Raw genomic sequence first — 18568 nt, 5'->3', positions numbered from 1 at the left:
CTGATTAGGCACTTTTTTAAAAGAAGATTGACTATTGATGTAAGAAAAGCCAAATTGCAAGAGAGTCTTAACATAAGGAGGAGAATAGGATGGCGTCCATTTTACATAAGCTACAGCCATTTTTACCGGTGGAGGTTTATCAAACCTATGCCGATTATGAGGGATATGAATTGTTTGCTAAGAAAACGAATCAACAAATCGGCATGTACACATTGAATCAACAAGGGGAGATTTCTAGTTTTTCCTTAGATGGAGAAGCGGAGGAAGGGAAATTCTCCAAGCAGGAACTTGTTGAAGTTGCAGCCAACTTTATTGAGACCTTTCATCCTGATAAAAAAGATGAGTATGAACTTTCTGCGATTATAGATTTTGATAATCCGTATATGATTTCCTATGAGAAAAGAGACGAAAAATACGGCCTGTTTTTACATAGTGAGGGTTTTACCGTGTCTGTTGCAACCAATGGGCAAATACAACAATTTTTTTATGCAAAAGAAGAGTATCAGATCCTCTATCCCGACACCATTATCTCTGAAGAAAAAGCGCTTGAAACGTATATGGAACATCTCAGCTTTGACCTCACGATCACAAAATTTGATCCAGAAGTCTTTAAGAATGGGGACAATCACATCCATCTATCCTACAGCGTGAATGAACACGCTTTTGATATTCCAGCTGATGGGGGTGAGCCTGCTACCCTAAATGAGGAAATAGACTGGAAACCGATCTCCCCACAGGCACCTCCGAAGGATGAACTTTATCAATTAATTGGGGTAACCTCTAAACATAAGCAACTGGAAGTAATTGAGGATGAAAATAAAACAATTGAATGTTGGTCGTTGCGGGATGATCCTGGGCACGTGAACAGTGATATGGATGAAGTGAATGCGCATATCATCAAGCTCTGTTTTGGTCAGAAAAGTGGCCATCTTCTCCAAGTGACAAATGGGGAACAGGTGGACCAGGATCGTAACCAAATAGGAATAGGAGAAGCCAAACAAAAAGCATTGGATGTCATGTTTAAACTCTTTCCTGATGCAGATAAACGGTTCCGCCTTGAAGTTTTAGAAGACCATGTGGAAGATGATTATCTTTTTGAAGAGGAGAATCACGAGGAACTTGGGGAATCGTTTGATGAAGAATCAGAAGAAGATTTTGTCGACGAAGATGAGAGTAGCTTAGAGGATAACTACACATTTTATTTTCATCTTCAATTTAAGGGTGTTCGAGTGGACGATTGCGTATCCATCATTGGAATTGGAAAGCATTCAGGGAAGGTCAATCATTTTCAATTGAATGTTTTAGAAGAGGCTGAATATCAGCAGCTCCCTAGTAAGCCCGTTATTTCGCAAGAGGAAGCGAAAAGGATGTACAAAGACCTGATCAAGATGGAGTTATTATTTGTCCGCGAATATGATGAAAACTATCAAGCCATTTATACATTAAGCTATAGTCCATCTTTCCCTGCCACGGTAGGTCATGTCCGTGCGATCGATGCCATTACAGGGAAAGCGATGTATGTGGACGTGGGGGATGCGACTTTTTATTAGGATGTATGCTTTTAGTCAAATAACTGTAAGATCCCGAAGGAGTGGCCTAACCACTCATGTTTGGACCGGAAGTCAAAGCTAAAAGAAAAAAGGAGGTGAGTTGACTTGAGGTGGAATCTCACAAAAGAAGCAAAAGAAACATTTTTAACATGTAATCTCCTGCCAATTCATGAATCGGATGAAGAATGGGAAATCACGTTAAGAGAAGCAGAGGAAGAAGGGGAAGATCTTCAGGGGCGATTGAAAGCCGATCTTGAAGAGGTAAAACAGGAACTCCTTCAGATCTTGCCTAGTCGTTTCCTGCACTATGTAGAAAATGGGCAATTGAATCAGCCTACTTTGCCAAAACACGTTCGCGAAGATTATTTACAATGGATGAGAGCCAGAGACAGGGAATTTGAGCGTGTGTTAGATGCTGCTTATAAACAAACAAAACAGGCTGTGGCCTATTTGCCTAGTAGCGTTCAGGAAATCTTTGCAGAAAGTTTGCATGATTCGACGATTGAGCGGATTGAAAGGGAGGGAAACACTCTCCATTTGTATCTCAACACAGATGGTGGCTTTTCAACGAAAGCACTGATTCATTTTAGTTTTAAAAAGGTGAGTAGTGAAGTAAGCGACCAACCAATTGAAGTGGGGCAATGGTTGGTTTATAACGAGCTACAGAAAACCGATAACGGCTTTGCCTTCAAAATTTTGTTTGAAAGCCCCGAAGATGAATGGACAATCGAAATGGAAGGTTTGGATGCTCGCTATTATTATCGCCCTAGGCTTTTTATGAGTTTGAGAGATGAAGAAAAGCTAGAAGTAACCTCCTTAACAGCTTATACGGAACAGCTACATCCAGATCAATCTTATTGGCTCATAACCCCGGATGTAACGTGCGCGATTCAATCTTTAGATGGTAAAATTAGTATTGAAAATGGGGAAATAGAGTATGGTCCAAGTGAACTGATTGTTACAGTAGGAACCGAACGCTTTACATACGATACAGAAGAACGGAATCCAATTGAGTACATCTACACGGACGTTTACGAAGATCCGTATGAACAAGCAAACGAACCTGTTCAAACAGACGAACTCAAACAAGCTGCATTAAGTGATGAATTAAAATGGCAAGTTCGTGCATGGAATACGATGTATCATCAACCAAAAGAGCTAGCAGACATCATCAATGAGATTTTGCTAGAAATTCAGGTGACCGAGGAAAATGAAATGATTTTAAGTGTATCTACCAACCATTTTCACAGTGAAGGAATTTTAACAGAAGCCGTCATTGAAAAATTCAAAAGTTTACTAGAGTAGTTTGTACATAAAAAAATAGCCATCTTAGCATCAAGGAGTGTCATCAATTTGTTAAAAAATGTATCAACTTTACACCTATATTTTTCGGTTCTATTCGTTTTTATGAGTTTTATCCAAGCCTATTACAATTGGAATGAAAGATTTATCTTTTCATTGCTTTCCTTAGTATTAGGTTCTGTTCTTTTGATTTTAAGTGTTCTAGTAGTCATCAAGAAAAAGAAAGAAGCCCATAACAACCAGTTGTAAAAAAAGAAGGGGGAGGAGGGATTCATGTTACCAACGTTTTTCGTCATCATTCTATTCTCCTTCCTTGTTTCAACGCTAACCAGCATGAGGATATGGAAAAAGAAGAGTAATAAAAGGGTGGCGCTATTGGTTTCCTTAATGATCAATACTCTTATTCTATCCTTAGCAACAGCTGTGCTCTACCAGGTAGATGTTCAAACCTTTCATAAGCAAACACAAGGATTCTTCGGTAGTTTAGGGATTTTCGTTTTAGGTTTTTTTATCCCAATCAACACACTTCTTACCTTCTATATTTTAGAAATTGTAAAAAATAAATAAAGGGAATGTCAGGTTTACACTGACATTCCCCTTGTTCGTTCATGACCCAAACCATTTTACTTCTCTAAAATAATGTAATCCTTAGACTTTGATACAGGGATACCATTTTCTTTAGCAAAATTAGATAAATCAAGATAAATTTTGCTTGGATAGAAATTTGCTATTCTAAAATTAAATCCTTTTTCAGTTTTTATTATGACACATTTCTTTGCCCAGCCGATACGTTTAAACTTCATACTTTTTATATCATGATAATGAACCTTCTTTTTGTAAATTGGTAAATGAAAGAACATAATTTGATAAGTTAAATAACCTTCATCTATATCAAACTTAAATTCCACCAAGAGGGCTATAAATATAAAAAAGGCCAATAATATTTGTGCTAATTGTAACCATTTGGGAAAATCCTCGACTGTTATTGAAACTAAAGGTACGAACAACAACATACCTAAAAGCCGCCTCTGAGCCCTTGCGTAATACAATCATGTCACCTCATCTTAAGATTCATAATAACTCGCTCAATGATGAATTACTCCCTTAGTTGAACAAGAAAAAAATAGAGCTTCATAATTGTATCATAAAATTCCAAATTTTGTATTACTATTTATCTGATAATTAGGTCATTCTTCGTGATATTTTTAAGAGAAAAGTTCACTAGCACAACTATCCATTGCTAGTTGATTACATCAGCATTGAAGTTTAATTTGGTAGACTGCAACGACTACTTCCGGAGAAGTTATTATCGACAATACCTCTATCACTCTATTAACATTCGCAGAAAATACATGGGATTGTATTTTGTATCATTGTACAAAGCATTTAACCTAATGTCCTTATTCATTTGTTCAGAGTTGTTGGGCCACCATCTTATGGTGGTTTTTTTTGTACCAGAAACAACTTTCTTAATAAAAAATGGAGTGGAAGAATTTGTATAAGCATTATGCGAATACACTCTAATTGGGGAAATACTTTTGAGGGGTGAAGTAATGTCCAATGAGTTTGTTTCTCGGTCGCTTGATGAAATTCGTTTTTGGTCAAGGATAATGAAGGAACATGCTTTGTTTTTAAGCCTTGGATTCAGTTTTAATGACTCACAACTAATTCAGGAAGCGCAACAACATATTACTTTATTTGAGAGAATTGAAGAACAGCTGAGTCGTTATTCTCCCAACTCTGATCCACAGTCAATCCGAACTTTTAACAATTACGTGTATCAGGCAGCTGCTTCCATCTGGGCTTATAAACGAAAAGTTTTGGGGTTAGTTTTGCGGTGTGAGATTCAGTCCAATAACTTTCCTTTGCTTGTTGATCACATCAGCCGAGAAGCAGCCTATTTTGCGAATCGCTTAAAAGAATTAAATGAAGGAAGAATTGTGCCTTTGCCTGAAGCCATTATTAAGGAAAATGTCTTCTTTCTAAAAATTATGGCAGACCATTCCAAGTTTATCGGACACCTTCTTGACCCATCTGAAAGGAAATTAGTGGAACAAGCCAGAGAATTTAGTCATGACTTTGACCAGCTTGTTTTTCAAGCCATTGATTTAGATTCCATGCGTCCTCAATCTGAAACACCACCAATTCTAGATCAATTCCTAGACCAAAATCGTGTATCCGTCGTTGCTCTACGTGATTTTAAGAAAACGGCGAGAGAGTTAATTGAAGCTTGTAGAATCAAGAGCAATATTCACCCATTGCTAGCCGATCACACCTTCCGTGAAGCGGAACGCTTTTTGTCGATCATAGATATGTTTGAGGCAAGTCTTACTTCAGGGAAATAGCACTTATAATTTTCGTGTTTCCTAGATCGTTTGCTGTGCATCGGCTTATCTCTTCATAATAAAACCATAATCTCTCTGTGCCTTGCGGATGTTTTGAACTTATCAATTTTAATCGTTAGAATGAGGGAAACGTACTTTTTATGGAGGGATGAAGCTGATGCAATCATTAAAAGGGAAAAAAGCACTGATTACAGGTGGAAGTAGAGGGATTGGGCGGGCAACCGCGCTGGCGCTCGCGAAGCAAGGTGTTGAGCTTGGATTAATTGCACGTTCAGAGGCAAGCTTTGATTCAATTCGGAAAGAATTAAATGAACTTGGGGCAACCTTTGTTACAGCCACTGCTGATGTAGCCAACGAAACAGAGGTTCAACAAGCAGTCAGTAAAATTGAAGACCAACTTGGAGGCATTGATATTCTCATTAATAATGCTGGTGTTGGGGCAAGAGGTTCTTTTATGGAGCTTTCAACGGATGAGTGGAAAAACGTCCTGGACACCAATGTCATGGGAATTGTCTACGTCACCAAAGCAGCACTACCAGGAATGATCCAGAAAAACAAAGGGGACATCATTAATATATCTTCGATGTCTGGCCTAAAAGGCACGGAGGGTTCTAGCGCCTATAGTGCCTCCAAATTCGCAGTGATTGGAATGAGCGAGTCCCTCATGCAAGAAGTACGCGGCCACAATATTCGTGTTAGCGTGCTTACACCAAGTCTTGTTGATACAGAGTTTACTCGCGGACGAGATTCTGAGCCTCGAGACCCAAACAAATTTATGCAAGCAGAAGATATTGCGGAACATATTGTCGGCTTGCTTCAGCTAGAGCAGCGTATCTTCATTAAAACCTCTGCACAGTGGGCAACAAATCCGTTTTAAACATACCCTCATCCATCGGGGAGGCCAAAGCAAATAAGCAGGGGTTTCCCTGCTTTTAAACGTTAGGTTGATGATAGAGGTCCATCAACATGATAGAATAAAATAAAATCAGGCTGCTAGGGCGGCCAAAATGAGTGCAGAAGGTGTTGCTTATGCCAGATTGGTCGTATCATCCACTAAAAAAGCTTGTCATAGATAAACTCAGTCCGAAAACTAGCAGAGAGTTCATACATAACTCAATGAGTACCATTGCGTCAATTCCTGGTGGGCGGGGACTTATTGGGTTTTTAGGACATATGCGACCTTCACCGGACCTTCAAAAGCTAGTGAATCATACGCTTTATTCTTCTCCAATTGGTTTAAGTGGCGATATCGATCCTCATTTGTCAGGTACGAATGCTTTTCAAGAACTAGGGTTTGGCTTTTTAGAAATCGGACCAATTGTGCTGAACGAACCTACATCCCAAAGTGAACCTAAAAGGGACAATCATCATATACTTTTTTCAACTTATCAAGAGAAAGTTCCTCTCAAACTAGCGATTAAAAAACTAACGAGACTGAACATACAAATTCCTATATTCGCTAAAATTGATTCACAAGTTACCAAAAACGAATTGAGCATCATCGCCAACCATTTAACCCCGTTTGTGGACGCTTTTATCGGAACGAGTGAACAGTTTCGTACATATCTAGATAAAAGTGAAATCTTTTCGGAGCGTCCTTTTTATGTAACATGCTTCGCTGATGAAATGAACGATAAAGAGTTAGGGCCGTTCATAAAAACATCAGGTCTAGCTGGGATTGTCGTGAATGCACCCCGTCAAACGGATGGAGATTATTGGCATGAAGCGGATAATGCACATGTATGCTTAGCCAAGAGTGTTAAACGGGTGAAGAATCTCTATCCTGATTTAACGGTCATCACTGCAGGTGGAGTAGAGACTCCAGAGGAAGGGGATTCCCTTATTCATGCTGGTGCAGATTTATTGCTTTTAACAGAGGGGTATGTACAAGCGGGTCCAGGATTGCCAAAGCGAATTCATGAAAAAATTTTATATGAAGAAGTCCAAGTAAATGACGCCACAACCTGGTACTGGTCCTTTCTGTTTGGACTAGCTATCCTTACCGCCGGAATAATTGCTTTATATTTTGCTTTCACGAGTATCATCCTTCCTTACGATGAATCCTTTATCGGAATCACAAGGGCTGATTTGTTACAAGTAAATCCTCTCATTTTAGCCTTTATGTCCCATGATCGAATGGCGCTCGCCGGAACGATGATATCGGGGGGAATCCTCTATATCCAGCTTGCCCGACACGGAATAAAAAACAATCTGCATTATGCAAAGATTGCTTTTCATAGCGCAGCAATCGTGGGTTTTATAGGCATCTTCCTTTTTATCGGCTATGGGTATTTTGATTGGCTACATGGTTTATTTTGGCTAATCTTGCTGCCAATCTATTATTTTAGCTTTAAAGAAGGGAAAAAAGTGATAGGTTCCCCATCTTCCAGTCATGGACAAAATGACCAAGCTTGGAAATACGCTCTTTATGGTCAACTAATGTTCGTCATCCTTGGCTTTTTAATCACAATCGGTGGAATTGTAATTAGCATAATCGGTGTTTCCAAGGTATTTGTGTCAACGGACTTAAGCTTCTTATGTATGTCACCGGAAATGATAGAAAGCATTAGTCAAAATTTAATCCCAGTTATCGCCCATGACCGAGCAGGCTTTGGCAGTGCCCTTGTCAGTGTTGGCTTACTTGTCTTGATGATTTCGCTGTGGGGTTTCCGACAAGGAGAACGTTGGATTTGGAATACGCTCGCACTAGGAGCCTTGCCAGCGTTCATCACAGGAATCGGAACGCATATTTACATTGGCTACACACCTTTTATCCATTTACTGCCTGTATACTTATTAGTCATTCTCTATATATTGGGATTAGTATTTTCATATCCTTTCTTAAAAGCCGGGACAAGAGCTCGTCCTAGAAAATAAAGGAGGACTAACATTGACATTAAAAGTAGGAGAGATCATATACGTTTACACCAGAGGATGTTGAGCTGTTTAGCAAGCTTTCTGGGGATGAAGGCCTTCACCATGTTGAACCAGATGAACAGGGGAGACTTGTCGTTCAAGGTTTGTTGACTGCGACATTGCCAACCAAGGTGGGTGGAGATAAAAATAAAATCAAACTGTAAAAAATCACCAAATGAGTTTAATATATAATAAAAATTTTTTTGGAAGTGATGTCTCTATGGAAAAAAGAAGAAAATGGTGGAGCATAAGTCTACTAAACTATAGTAGTTATGTGCGTATTTATTATTTTCTAACTTTGTTTTTAATGGTAATTGGAAGTAATATTATATTTAGGGCGTATTCTATGCTACCTGATTTTGATTGGAAACTTTTTTCGTCTATACTAATTATTTTTGCATTCGTATACACTCTTACACGTTGTATTAAAAAAATGAAGAAAGAATACGAAGAAAAAGAACTTGGTTATTAACTTATATCGTAATGTTTTTACTACTTCTTTATCTGTTTTTATAAAAAAACAATATTATTTAACATAGCTAAACGAATAAAAAAGGAAACGTAAGAGCAATGGCTCATCGTTTCCTTTTTTGAATCTATTTCATTTGTTCTAAAAGTTGGTCAATCGTTGCATGGTCTTCTGGCGCAGTGTCAATATGACTCCAAATCACTTCACCTTGTTCATTAAACAGCCAAGATCCACCTTGAATGTAAATATCATGCGTCTTCATGGCTTTTTTGACTAAGTTTTGTTGCTTTTCATCACTAGGAAGGAAGGTCTTAGAGCCGCCTTTTAACAAGGCTTTTCCAGCTGTAAGAAGAAGCTTCGTTTTTGCCATGCTCACATGTCCCATTTCACGATAAAGTGCCCGGTCTGGATCGCCGTAGATTGGAAACGGATAAGGCCCAAACGCTTCATCAAATTGTTCTAAGAAAGAACGATTCGAAGGGGCAATGATGATAATTTGATAACCAGTTGCAGCTACTTCTTGGTATCGCTCACGCAACTGCGTGAGTATTTCTCGACAAACCGGTCAACCAGGATGGCGGACGAAAACAACTAAGCTTTTTTGCCCGTTTAAGATCTCACGAAAGTTCTGATTTTCATGAAAAGGTCTTTGTAATGCAATATCCATGCTTTCACCTCATTGTTGTATTTAACGCGTTACTTTTTGTAGACTTTCAATCATTTGGTTCATTTGGTTCAATAACCCCGAGTATTCGTCTTTTGTTAAACCAAAATGAGGAATGCACTTCTCCGGTAAGTTTAACGCATCTTCCCGCAGCTGTTCTCCCCGCTCGGTCAGGGCAATATAAACCTTGCGTTCATCTTCAGTTCCTCGGACTCTTTTTACTAACTCCATTGCTTCCATTCTTTTTAACATCGGTGTTAGTGTCCCGCTATCTAAGAAGAGACGTTCGCCAATTTCCTTTACCGTTAAACGTTTATGTTCCCAAAGAACCGTCAACGTTAAAAATTGCGGATAAGTGATGCCTAACTCATCTAAAAAAGGACGATACAAACGTGTGATTTCTCGTGAACACGCATAAATAGCAAAGCATAGTTGATTATCCAACTTTAAAAATTGTTCACTTTCCATAGAGGTATTATCTCCTTCGCAATTAAATTGTGCACAATTTAATTATCTTATCCACTCACAAGAAAGTCAAGAGGGAGGAGGAAGCTGATATATGGTCACGTAAATCTATAGGACAAGGTCTCGTTTTTAATAGTAAAATAAATAGAATAAGTTAGAAGTGGTTGTAGGATTCTCAAAATGGAGTTCAGGAAAAAAATAGTAATTGTAGAGTTGGAGTTATATTTGTTTATACCACTATGGGTTTCGATAGCTTGAAGAGAGTATGGGTCAAAGGAGGGAATAGATTGTTCGAAACAAAAAGATGTTTGATCAATACCTTACGAACTTCGGACAGTGAAGAGGTTAAAAGATTATTTATAAATCCTGAAGTGAGAAAATTTCTCGGTGGCGTTCCTACAGTAGCTTCCATGGAAGGTATATTAAACGAAATGGTTGATCCAACAGCAACTTCTTATTATTGGGTTATTAGAGAAAAAAACACAAATGAGTTTATTGGGTTCGTTTCCCTTGACCCTCACCACGATGGTGATGATCTTGAACTTTCTTATCAATTATTACCAAAGTGGTGGGGAGCAGGTTATGGCACCGAAGTGGTAAAAAGAGTTCTTCAATTTGCTTTCAATGAATTGAATCTTCCAAAAGTAGTTGCAGAAACACAATCGAAAAATACTTTTTCGTGTAGACTCTTAGAACGGTTAGGGATGGAATTAGAACGAACAACGATTAGATTTTGCGCAGAACAATCCATTTATTCTATTAAACATTTATAAATGCCTTCTAAACCATCACAAGGCAATTTCCTCAGCTTCGTTGTAAGCAAAAGGAACTGACCTTTGCTTTTAAACTGACAATGATTGTTCTTGAATCACAGAATTAATAATATGCAACGAATCCCACTCTCCTGAAGAGAAAAAGATGATGGGGTATTTTTTAGGAAAAAGCTTCGCCTTGATTTCACTTGGAGAATCGCCTGCTTCATGGAGCTTGAGAATGTTTCCTTGTAGATTTCCTAAATACTCTAGCTTTCTCTGTAGAGCCGAACGACCATTTTTCAAATAGCCTGCATGGCAGCAAAATACTTCTTCGAAATCATAGGTTAACACTGTTTTTAAGGAATGAATCAAGGATGGAATGCTTTCTTCACGTAAAACAACTTTGGTTTTCTCTTGGCAATACAAATCTCCTGTAAAAAGTTGACCCGTTTCACGATTTAAAAACGACAAATGATCAATAGCATGCCCAGGTGTTTCAATCACATCCCATATAGCATGACGAGATGTAAAGGTTTTGCCTATTGGCTTTGGCGTGAAATGGAGCCCGCTTTCCCCAAAAATATTTGCGGTACAAAGGATAATCTGGCTTCTGTTTACAATAGTCTAGCTTGAGCTCACTCATATAAATCGGTACTTGAAGCTGTTTTTGCAAATAAGCGGCGCAACCTGTATGATCTTCATGAAAATGTGTGATAACCACTTGATCGATTTCTTGTTTGTCAAAGAATGGTTTGAATTCCTTTGCTAACGACTGTGCCCCCGTATCAATTAACACGCCATCTATAACGAAGCAATGAACATTTAGCTTTACCCCTTGAACCGCTACCGTGCCGTTTCCAAACGTAACATTGTTGATGCTTTGTTGTTCAAAGCTTCTTTTTACTAGCATGTATATGTCCCTCCACTTGCCCTTTTGATTTAGTAAAATTTTAACACAAGTTGAGTGAATATTCATTCATTTTTATCAAAGGATGATGAAGGAATCGTTGCTTTAATCCCAGAGGTGAACTCAACTTAATAATTTTTACAACTTCCACTAACAGGAATTTTCGGTATAATCAAAATAGAATGGGAGTAGATGACAAGATTGGGAATTCCCATTCTAGCAGTTAATCAGTTATAAAAAGAATTTTAGTAGAGTAGGGGTAAGAGCATGCTAACAACTAAACAATTAACGGACATACAACAGCTACAAGAAATCTGTGAAAAAGACGGGGAATTTCAGTTAAAGCTAAATCTTGATATGTTAGCGAACCGAACCGAGGGGAAAAAGGAAGACTTCTTTCATTACGAAGAGGGGAAGCTTGTCGGCTTTCTTGGTAGCTATGGGTTCGGGAATAAAATCGAACTCTGTGGGATGGTGCATCCAGATTATCGAAGAAAAGGAATCTTTTCAAGCTTACTGAAAATGGGAATTGAAGAAGCAAAGAAACAAGAAATCTCAACCATCCTTTTAAATGCGCCTACTGATTCTCAGTCAGCCAAGGGTTTTCTATCAAACGTTCCATGTAGCTTTGCGTTAGCGGAATATCAAATGAAATGGCATCAAACCGATTTAATCGATGACGACAGCATTACTGTTAGACACTCGGTTTCAAAGGAAGACTATGATGCAGAGATTCAGCTAGAGATTTCCGGCTTTGGGATGAGTGAGAAGCAAGCAAAGGAAATGCAAACTAGCATTAGTGAAAACAGCAACGAGCAAAAATTCATCATTGAAGTGGAAGGAAGAATCGCAGGAAAGATGCGCGTATCAGAATTGCATGGGGAAGCTTGGATTTATGGATTTGTCGTATATCCAGAACTACGCGGCAAAGGAATTGGCAGAAAAGCTCTTTCCAAAGTAGTAAAAATGGAACAGCAAAAAGGGTTGCCTGTTTTCCTAGAGGTCGAGGCGAAAAACGCCCATGCACTAGGATTGTATGAGTCTATTGGGTTCAAAACGTACCATTCTCAGGATTACTATAAATACAATTATTAATAAGGTCCTCCCTAGTAAGAATTTAGAATATCCCGGCTAAATTTATCGGCTGTTGAGCATGCTGCTGGGTGGAGATTTCTTTTAACGATCCCTTTTATCCTCTCAATGGCGGTATTTGTAATTAGTTTGGCGATATTTGAGGTTAGGCCAATGTTGAATCTAATTAGAAAATCGGAGCTTGATACCAAGCTCCGATTTTTTACGCTATCCTTTTAATTTACTCTCTTTAATTCTGCTTCTCTCATTGATTCACCTGTCAGTTCAAAGGAAACCACTTGATTCGGATGCAATTCAAGTGTGACTTTTTTACTTAATGGGATACGTTCACCATTATGTTTTGTTAAAATAAATACTTCCATGTTGGCGCTACCCTCTAACTCAAAATCTTCTTTTCGGAATTCAAACGTTAGATTCTCATCTTTGCCAATCTTAGAACCATCTGCATTCACGCTACCTTGTGAATGATGAAGAACAGCTAATTCTAATCCATAAAATTCAAAATCAGCTTTGTTGTTAATATGAATAATCATATTATTTTCAGTGGGTAGAATGGGTGTGCCAGTTTCATTGGTACAAGAAGATAAAATACCTAAGAAAAACAGGGTGCTAAGCAATAAAGATAATCGTTTCATTTTACTAGTCTCCTTTTCCTTCATTACAACTCCAATTCTCCAAGCTTTTCATAAGCTCTATCTCTTACAAGATTATGAGACTGCCATGTATCACTTTTTATATACTGTCTATCGTCCTTACGCTGTTTTAATAACTCTTCCAATCCTGGAACATCAGGATGCTTTTCATAAAGTTGGATTAAACCGAGTACTCCAGTCGATGACAAGTTGCTTAAATATTGGATGTCTATTTTCCCAGTTGATTCATAGCGAGCAATATTGCGATCCACGACAATTTGGTCCAGGTTGACGAGATTGATGCCTGTATAAAAAATGATTGAAGCCATGAAATAAAAGTGGAATAAAGATAATCGCTCCAGCCAGATTTTCACGAGTGTATAGGTAAAGATGACCATCAGGAATATCATGAAAGCAGTCACCAACACTCGTAGGAAGGTAAACCCATATGCATCCTCATACATCGCCATTCGCATGAATGCTGAGACTAGTAAAACTCCGCTTGATAAAACAAGAATAGTTAAAGCAGACTGAATCGCTTTTTTCAAAACTCCAAGAGCGCTTTTCGTAAATTGAATCACAACCATTGTGACCGTCAGATTAATCAAGGTAACAAACAATAATTCAAAAAAGCCGCGCCGCGCATATTCCGCATACGTGTAACCACCCTCAAGGGTGCCACTGAAAAAGTACTTGAATTGAACAGCAACAAATAATACATAAACCAAATCAAGCAGCAATAACACAGTCAGAGTGATGATCCCGTCGAGTGACATCGACTTGGGAATTCCTTCTTTCGGGATTGCTTTGATATTTTTATGCAGAAGAATCTGCATGAAACCAAAGAAACCAAAAGTGTAAAGTAGAATCACGATGATACGGAAAATCGTTTCTGGGTTAACATTTAGCAGTTCTGGAAAGTTACTTAAAAGTCGTTCAAATTGGGCATCAGCCGAAACCAATAGATTTAAGATGACAAATAAAATCGGAATGGAAATGGCAATTCCAATCAGAACCTTTTTCCAAACAACATATTTCTCTGGATGGCTGCTCTTTTTTAGACTTCCACTCAGGTGGGCGATGAAGTGGAAAGGGTAGAGAAGTCCATTTCCAAGGCGCAAAAAAGCATAAAAAAGGAAGCTTAGCTTATTCCATTCCATTTTCTGTGGTGACGTAATTAATGATAGGTGAAAAATGACCATTGCCGGAATCAAAAGGATATTTAAAGCGTAAAAAGCCGTTACATCATAAAGATAATAGCCAGCAGACAAGAGCCAAATCGAAATTAATACCAAGTACCCAACACGTTGGTGGGAGAAAGAAAACCTACGAAAGCGCCAGTAAAAAATTGCGTAAAATACACTTATAAACACAAAGTAGGAAATCCCAATTTGGTCACGGAAAAAGGCTTCTTCCGCAACGATTCCTAAAATAAGACACAACAACAAAAACAGCCAATCCTTCTTTTCTAGCTTCATTTCCATGTGATTACCCCCAAATAATATAGGTTTTCTTTGTATATAGAATTTCTATGTATATGCTCAAAAAAAAGCTTATACAGAAGCTTTTTTCCCCCACCTATAGCTAATGAGGCATAGGGGGTATAAGAGAGTAGTCAACAGAATGCAGAGTCCGATAAAGGTTTCCTGCAGTAACGGATAAAACCATTCGTGAGGAATAATGCGGAATACAGTTAACACCATCAAAGTTAAGTTTGGAATTAAGGCAAGAATGAACGTCCGCCTCATCAGCTTTTTGCCTTTATGACCAAAACCTCTGCCAATTTCATAGCCAAGCAACGCCCAAAAGAGCATGTAAACAAAAGCAATCAAGATTGGGAAGGAGGTCAGTTTAAACCAAAGATTCGTTAGCCAGTTCCACTCTAACACGTTATGTGCCAGGGTGAGGGCACCCCCACCAGCAAAAAAGAAGATATTCACAAGGATAAACAACCATTTCATATTGCTTGGCGTCACGGAAAGCTCTTCTTTCCACATGGCAGCAATCTCTTCCGGAGTTCCAAACCTAGAATAGATGTGTGAACGCATTTCTGACTCATCATTTAAGTGATAAAGCTCGCCAAGAAGTTCATCAAGATGGACATCATATTCAGTTAAAATGGATTGTTTATCTGGATGATCGCCAAGACACTTTGATAAACTTGTTAGGAACTCATTCTTTAACACTTCCATGATTTTTTCTCCCCATCAACTTGTTCATGACCGAAACAAAGTTATTCCATTCATTGGTTTTTTCAAGGAGCATGTCTTTTCCTGCTTCTGTAATCCGGTAATACTTCCGTGCTGGACCTTTTTCTTGTTCCTGCCAATAGCATTCAATGTATTCCTGCTTTTCAAGCTTGTGTAGTGCCGGGTACAATGTCCCTTCCTTCACGGAAAATTCATTTCCACTACGCTTCTCTAGTTCTTTTACGAGCTCATATCCGTACATGTCTCGCTCCTCAAGGAGCTGAAGCAACAAAAGGGAGGTACTGCCTTTCACCAATTCCCGATTAAACATCTTTTCACCTACCTAGAGTTTTTATGTATATAGAGATTCTACAACGTAGGGAAGAAATTGTAAAGGGGATGATTTAGAGGATGTGGATATTTTTTCCGTGTGAAACGCGGGAATGAAAGAAAGCCGTTTTCTCTTTGTGAGAAACGGCTCCTGTATCAACCACCATTATTTGCGTTGTTCGCTGCAACGGCTGCGGTCATGCTCGCTGTCATCGCTGCTTGTTGGGCTTGAAGTAAAACTTCGATGGTTGTGTTTAAACCAGTCGTTGCAGCCTCCGTTAGCAGCGCTTTATCACTCATTAAAAAGAGAACACTAAGCATAAAATTAACATCTTTATTCCATTTAAACAGGCGATCATTGTTTAGGTCTTCATAAATGGCAACGAGATGATTCATTTCGCTCTCAACTTGCTCTAAATAAGAGAGCATTCCGATATAAGGATAATACATCTTTTTGGATTTGAATTTTGCTTTTTCAAGGAGAGTCTTCACTTCAACGCATTTTTGTGCACTTTCGTCCGGCTTCTGCTCCTCATTTAAAGCAAGGATATGGCTTAAAAACTGCAGGTCATTGCCAATGGTAAATCCTTTTTGCTTTAAAGCGTGATAATGTTCTTCGACATGTAGTAGAATGTCTTCTTTATTTTTATCTAAAGTAGCAAGGATTGAAGCCAAAGGATAATCGCCAGAGTTTGTTAAGAAAGGGTGATGTTCTCTCATCCCTTTATATAAGTCCACTGTTTTTTGTGCATATTCCTCCACCTTATGAGGTTCTATTTTAAGAAGCGTCCCCGCAGCGATGTAGGAATAAACAGCGCGGCTATAGCCATTGTCGATTAATTTTTGATAGATAGTAGAAAAATGAGCGAAATGTTCTTTAGGGGTGTCGGTGGTTGTTTCTAATGTAGCGGCTACCGTAAAGCGGTGAGCCGTTCTCAAGTGTGAAAAAAGACCAACCTCATTTTTAATATAATCCGCTAGTTCTAGGAACCGGTGTAGTTGAAATTCCTTTGAATTGGTCACATACATCGCGGCAATGAGCATGAGAGACCGTTTATCACATTTCCACTTTAATTCTGTATATAGTTCAGCGTAGATTTCTTTAAAAAGGGCCAACCGTTCCCGAATGGATTGAGTGAGCATTCTAAAAAGACCACCTTTCGTAATTTCCTCTATTATTTGTTAATACGGATGAACTTTCAGAAAGTTCCATTCTTGAAGGCTTAGGGCGTGAAAAAGGCAGGGGAACTTCTTCCTCTGCCGATGATAAAACCTCTGATTATTTCCTTTGCCAGTTTGTGGTTGAGAGAAAAAGAAATATAACCACAAGTACTCCAGTGATCACAAGGGGAAGGAAGAGGGGACCTTCAACACGTCCATCCACCAAAAAGGAAGATGCAGCAGTTGTTAGTTGAGCAGGACTCCATTCCATCCATTTCCCGAGGAGCGATGTGGAAAGCGATAAAAGAATACTTACTAAAAGTGCGCAAACGGCGACAAGACCACTGCTATTCAAACGACTGCTAAGGAAAACAGTGAATGTTAGTAAAAATACAATCCAACCAAGATAGAGTCCGGTTCCTTTAACAAGATTTATGAAAGGATAAGGATCAATCAGCAGTCCGGTATAATACCAGGATGCAACCATGCCTAGAGCGATCGATGCAGCGCTTAGGAGTATAGCACTCAACCATTTTGCGGTGATATAAGAAGAATAAGCAACTGGCTTGACGAGAATCGCTTTAATCATCCCACTTTTACGTTCAGCTGAAACGATGCCCATAAAAGCAAGCACGAGCACGAGTACACCCATCTGATTGAACTGGCCAAGTGTTTGTGCAAGAACTTCACCGCTAGAGGGGAGAGGGATTTCAATGATGGTGCCTTCTGGGAGATCACTAGCGTTTTTTAAGATGTCGGGCATATAGTAATTGGTCACCGGCTGCAAGAGTCCAAATAAAATAAACACAAGCGGAACCCAGATGATTTTATAATTGCGAGACATTTCGAGCCATTCTTTGCGAAATAAAACAACCCATTTCTTCATTTCCCCACCACCTTCATGAAGAGGTCTTCAAGTGTCGTATGACCCACTGTAAAGCTTGTGACAGGGATTTGTTTGGCCTTGATTTCTGCAAGCAATGGGCTACGGGCAGCAGCAACATCCTTTACAAAAACCTCCACTGAGCCATCTCTGTATTCTACTTTGGAAACGACCTCCCATGTAGCAATTGTCTTTGCCCATTCTTCTAAGTTTTCCTCAGCAGAAATTTTAATAACATCCTCTTGATACTTGCGGCGGAGTTCAGGAAGGGAACCAGAGACTGCTAAATTTCCATCGTGTATCATAATGACATCATCACAAATTTCCTCAGCATCATGAAGAATATGGGTGGAGAAGAGAATGGTCATTTTCTTTTTAAGCAATTTCATCATTTCAAGAACTTCTCTCCGTCCGACAGGGTCAAGTGCTGAAACAGGCTCGTCAAGCATCAGCAGCTTGGGTTCGTGAATCATTGCTTGAGCGATTCCAAGTCGCTGCTTCATGCCACCTGAGTATCCACCAATTCTGCGTTTTTTGCTATGTGCAATCCCCACAATCTCAAGCAATTCATCTGTTCGTTTCATCGCTTCTGCTTTCGATAAACCCGATAATTCGCCGATAAACAGTAGGAATTCTTCTGCATTCATCCACGGATAGAAAACCGGATGTTGGGACAAATAGCCGATCTGCTCCCGGTAATCCCCTTTTTTAGCATTCAGAAATGAGATGGTGCCTTTTGTTGGTTTTTGCAAGCCAGCAAGCATTTCTAATGTCGTTGTTTTACCCGCACCGTTCGGACCAAGTAAAGCGACACATCTTCCTTCCTCAATGGTAAAGGAGAGGTCTTTTACGGCCATATGATGGGTAAAATTTTTCGATAGTGATTTCACTTCAACTATTTTCATCCT

The 18568-nt window shown here is 39.0% G+C and carries 18 protein-coding genes and 3 pseudogenes; 10 read left to right on the top strand and 11 right to left on the bottom strand.

The annotated features are described in order from the left end of the window. Nucleotides 1–89: 89 nt before the first annotated feature. The 4 genes from H0185_RS15000 to H0185_RS14985 all read left to right on the top strand — a co-directional run bounded on the left by H0185_RS15000 (nucleotide 90) and on the right by H0185_RS14985 (nucleotide 3419). Entirely contained in the window at nucleotides 90–1550 is a 1461-nt protein-coding gene (locus tag H0185_RS15000; protein ID WP_221874324.1) for a YcdB/YcdC domain-containing protein, read from the top strand. Between the two features lie 105 nt (nucleotides 1551–1655). Further along, on the top strand, nucleotides 1656–2855 hold the full coding sequence (locus H0185_RS14995) for a DUF4085 family protein (protein WP_221874323.1): 1200 nt from the start codon (nucleotides 1656–1658) through the stop codon (nucleotides 2853–2855). Between the two features lie 48 nt (nucleotides 2856–2903). Next, nucleotides 2904–3101 carry a hypothetical protein gene (locus H0185_RS14990; protein ID WP_221874322.1) on the top strand — a complete coding sequence of 66 codons (198 nt, stop codon included), beginning with the start codon at nucleotides 2904–2906 and terminating at the stop codon, nucleotides 3099–3101. 24 nt (nucleotides 3102–3125) lie between these two features. Next, a complete protein-coding gene (locus tag H0185_RS14985) occupies nucleotides 3126–3419 on the top strand; it encodes a hypothetical protein (protein ID WP_221874321.1) in 294 nt (97 codons plus the stop codon). A gap of 56 nt (nucleotides 3420–3475) precedes the next feature. On the opposite strand, the gene H0185_RS14980 is transcribed toward H0185_RS14985, so the two are convergent. Beyond that, nucleotides 3476–3865, bottom strand: a complete 390-nt coding sequence (locus tag H0185_RS14980) for a hypothetical protein (protein WP_221874320.1) — start codon at nucleotides 3863–3865, stop codon at nucleotides 3476–3478. A gap of 540 nt (nucleotides 3866–4405) precedes the next feature. Here H0185_RS14980 and H0185_RS14975 point away from each other — a divergent pair. The 4 genes and pseudogenes from H0185_RS14975 to H0185_RS14960 all read left to right on the top strand — a co-directional run. Beyond that, nucleotides 4406–5197 carry a DUF2935 domain-containing protein gene (locus H0185_RS14975; protein WP_221874319.1) on the top strand — a complete coding sequence of 264 codons (792 nt, stop codon included), beginning with the start codon at nucleotides 4406–4408 and terminating at the stop codon, nucleotides 5195–5197. A gap of 157 nt (nucleotides 5198–5354) precedes the next feature. Then, the gene (locus tag H0185_RS14970; RefSeq protein WP_221874318.1) at nucleotides 5355–6074 is read left to right on the top strand and encodes a 3-ketoacyl-ACP reductase; all 720 of its coding nucleotides are present in this window, start codon (nucleotides 5355–5357) and stop codon (nucleotides 6072–6074) included. Nucleotides 6075–6226: 152 nt separating this feature from the next. After that, a complete protein-coding gene (locus H0185_RS14965; RefSeq protein ID WP_221874317.1) occupies nucleotides 6227–8074 on the top strand; it encodes a dihydroorotate dehydrogenase in 1848 nt (615 codons plus the stop codon). A gap of 41 nt (nucleotides 8075–8115) precedes the next feature. Beyond that, nucleotides 8116–8262 (top strand): annotated as a pseudogene (locus tag H0185_RS14960) (hotdog family protein); the annotation flags it as partial. A gap of 447 nt (nucleotides 8263–8709) precedes the next feature. Here H0185_RS14960 and H0185_RS14955 read toward each other — a convergent pair. Both H0185_RS14955 and H0185_RS14950 read right to left on the bottom strand, forming a co-directional pair. Further along, nucleotides 8710–9135 (bottom strand): annotated as a pseudogene (locus tag H0185_RS14955) (AhpC/TSA family protein); the annotation flags it as partial. Nucleotides 9136–9270: 135 nt separating this feature from the next. Next, a complete protein-coding gene (locus H0185_RS14950) occupies nucleotides 9271–9714 on the bottom strand; it encodes a MarR family winged helix-turn-helix transcriptional regulator (protein ID WP_221874316.1) in 444 nt (147 codons plus the stop codon). 284 nt (nucleotides 9715–9998) lie between these two features. Between H0185_RS14950 and H0185_RS14945 the strand changes: the two genes are divergently transcribed. Beyond that, complete coding sequence (locus H0185_RS14945; RefSeq protein WP_221874315.1) at nucleotides 9999–10484, top strand: GNAT family N-acetyltransferase; 486 nt, start codon at nucleotides 9999–10001, stop codon at nucleotides 10482–10484. A gap of 69 nt (nucleotides 10485–10553) precedes the next feature. On the opposite strand, the pseudogene H0185_RS14940 reads toward H0185_RS14945, so the two are convergent. Beyond that, nucleotides 10554–11376: pseudogene (locus tag H0185_RS14940) on the bottom strand (MBL fold metallo-hydrolase). 264 nt (nucleotides 11377–11640) lie between these two features. On the opposite strand from H0185_RS14940, the gene H0185_RS14935 reads away from it, so the two are divergent. After that, the gene (locus H0185_RS14935) at nucleotides 11641–12468 is read left to right on the top strand and encodes a GNAT family N-acetyltransferase (protein WP_221874314.1); all 828 of its coding nucleotides are present in this window, start codon (nucleotides 11641–11643) and stop codon (nucleotides 12466–12468) included. Between the two features lie 212 nt (nucleotides 12469–12680). On the opposite strand, the gene H0185_RS14930 is transcribed toward H0185_RS14935, so the two are convergent. The 7 genes from H0185_RS14930 to H0185_RS14900 all read right to left on the bottom strand — a co-directional run bounded on the left by H0185_RS14930 (nucleotide 12681) and on the right by H0185_RS14900 (nucleotide 18565). Next, nucleotides 12681–13100, bottom strand: a complete 420-nt coding sequence (locus H0185_RS14930) for a hypothetical protein (RefSeq protein WP_221874313.1) — start codon at nucleotides 13098–13100, stop codon at nucleotides 12681–12683. Nucleotides 13101–13123: 23 nt separating this feature from the next. Continuing rightward, entirely contained in the window at nucleotides 13124–14581 is a 1458-nt protein-coding gene (locus H0185_RS14925; protein WP_221874312.1) for a DUF4153 domain-containing protein, read from the bottom strand. A gap of 69 nt (nucleotides 14582–14650) precedes the next feature. Next, nucleotides 14651–15289, bottom strand: coding sequence for an HAAS signaling domain-containing protein (locus H0185_RS14920; protein WP_221874311.1), 639 nt, complete (start codon nucleotides 15287–15289; stop codon nucleotides 14651–14653). Continuing rightward, entirely contained in the window at nucleotides 15270–15617 is a 348-nt protein-coding gene (locus tag H0185_RS14915; protein ID WP_221874310.1) for a PadR family transcriptional regulator, read from the bottom strand. The genes H0185_RS14920 and H0185_RS14915 overlap by 20 nt, the downstream gene beginning before the upstream one ends. 155 nt (nucleotides 15618–15772) lie before the next feature. Next, entirely contained in the window at nucleotides 15773–16759 is a 987-nt protein-coding gene (locus tag H0185_RS14910) for a DUF4003 family protein (RefSeq protein WP_221874309.1), read from the bottom strand. A 136-nt stretch (nucleotides 16760–16895) separates the two neighbouring features. Next, on the bottom strand, nucleotides 16896–17663 hold the full coding sequence (locus H0185_RS14905) for an ABC transporter permease (RefSeq protein ID WP_221874308.1): 768 nt from the start codon (nucleotides 17661–17663) through the stop codon (nucleotides 16896–16898). After that, nucleotides 17660–18565, bottom strand: a complete 906-nt coding sequence (locus H0185_RS14900; protein ID WP_221874307.1) for an ABC transporter ATP-binding protein — start codon at nucleotides 18563–18565, stop codon at nucleotides 17660–17662. The genes H0185_RS14905 and H0185_RS14900 overlap by 4 nt, the downstream gene beginning before the upstream one ends. Nucleotides 18566–18568 lie beyond the last annotated feature (3 nt).

This window comes from Mesobacillus maritimus (assembly GCF_019749255.1).
GTDB lineage: Bacteria > Bacillota > Bacilli > Bacillales > Cytobacillaceae > Mesobacillus_B > Mesobacillus_B maritimus_A.
This window is presented reverse-complemented; position numbering and strand designations above follow the sequence as displayed.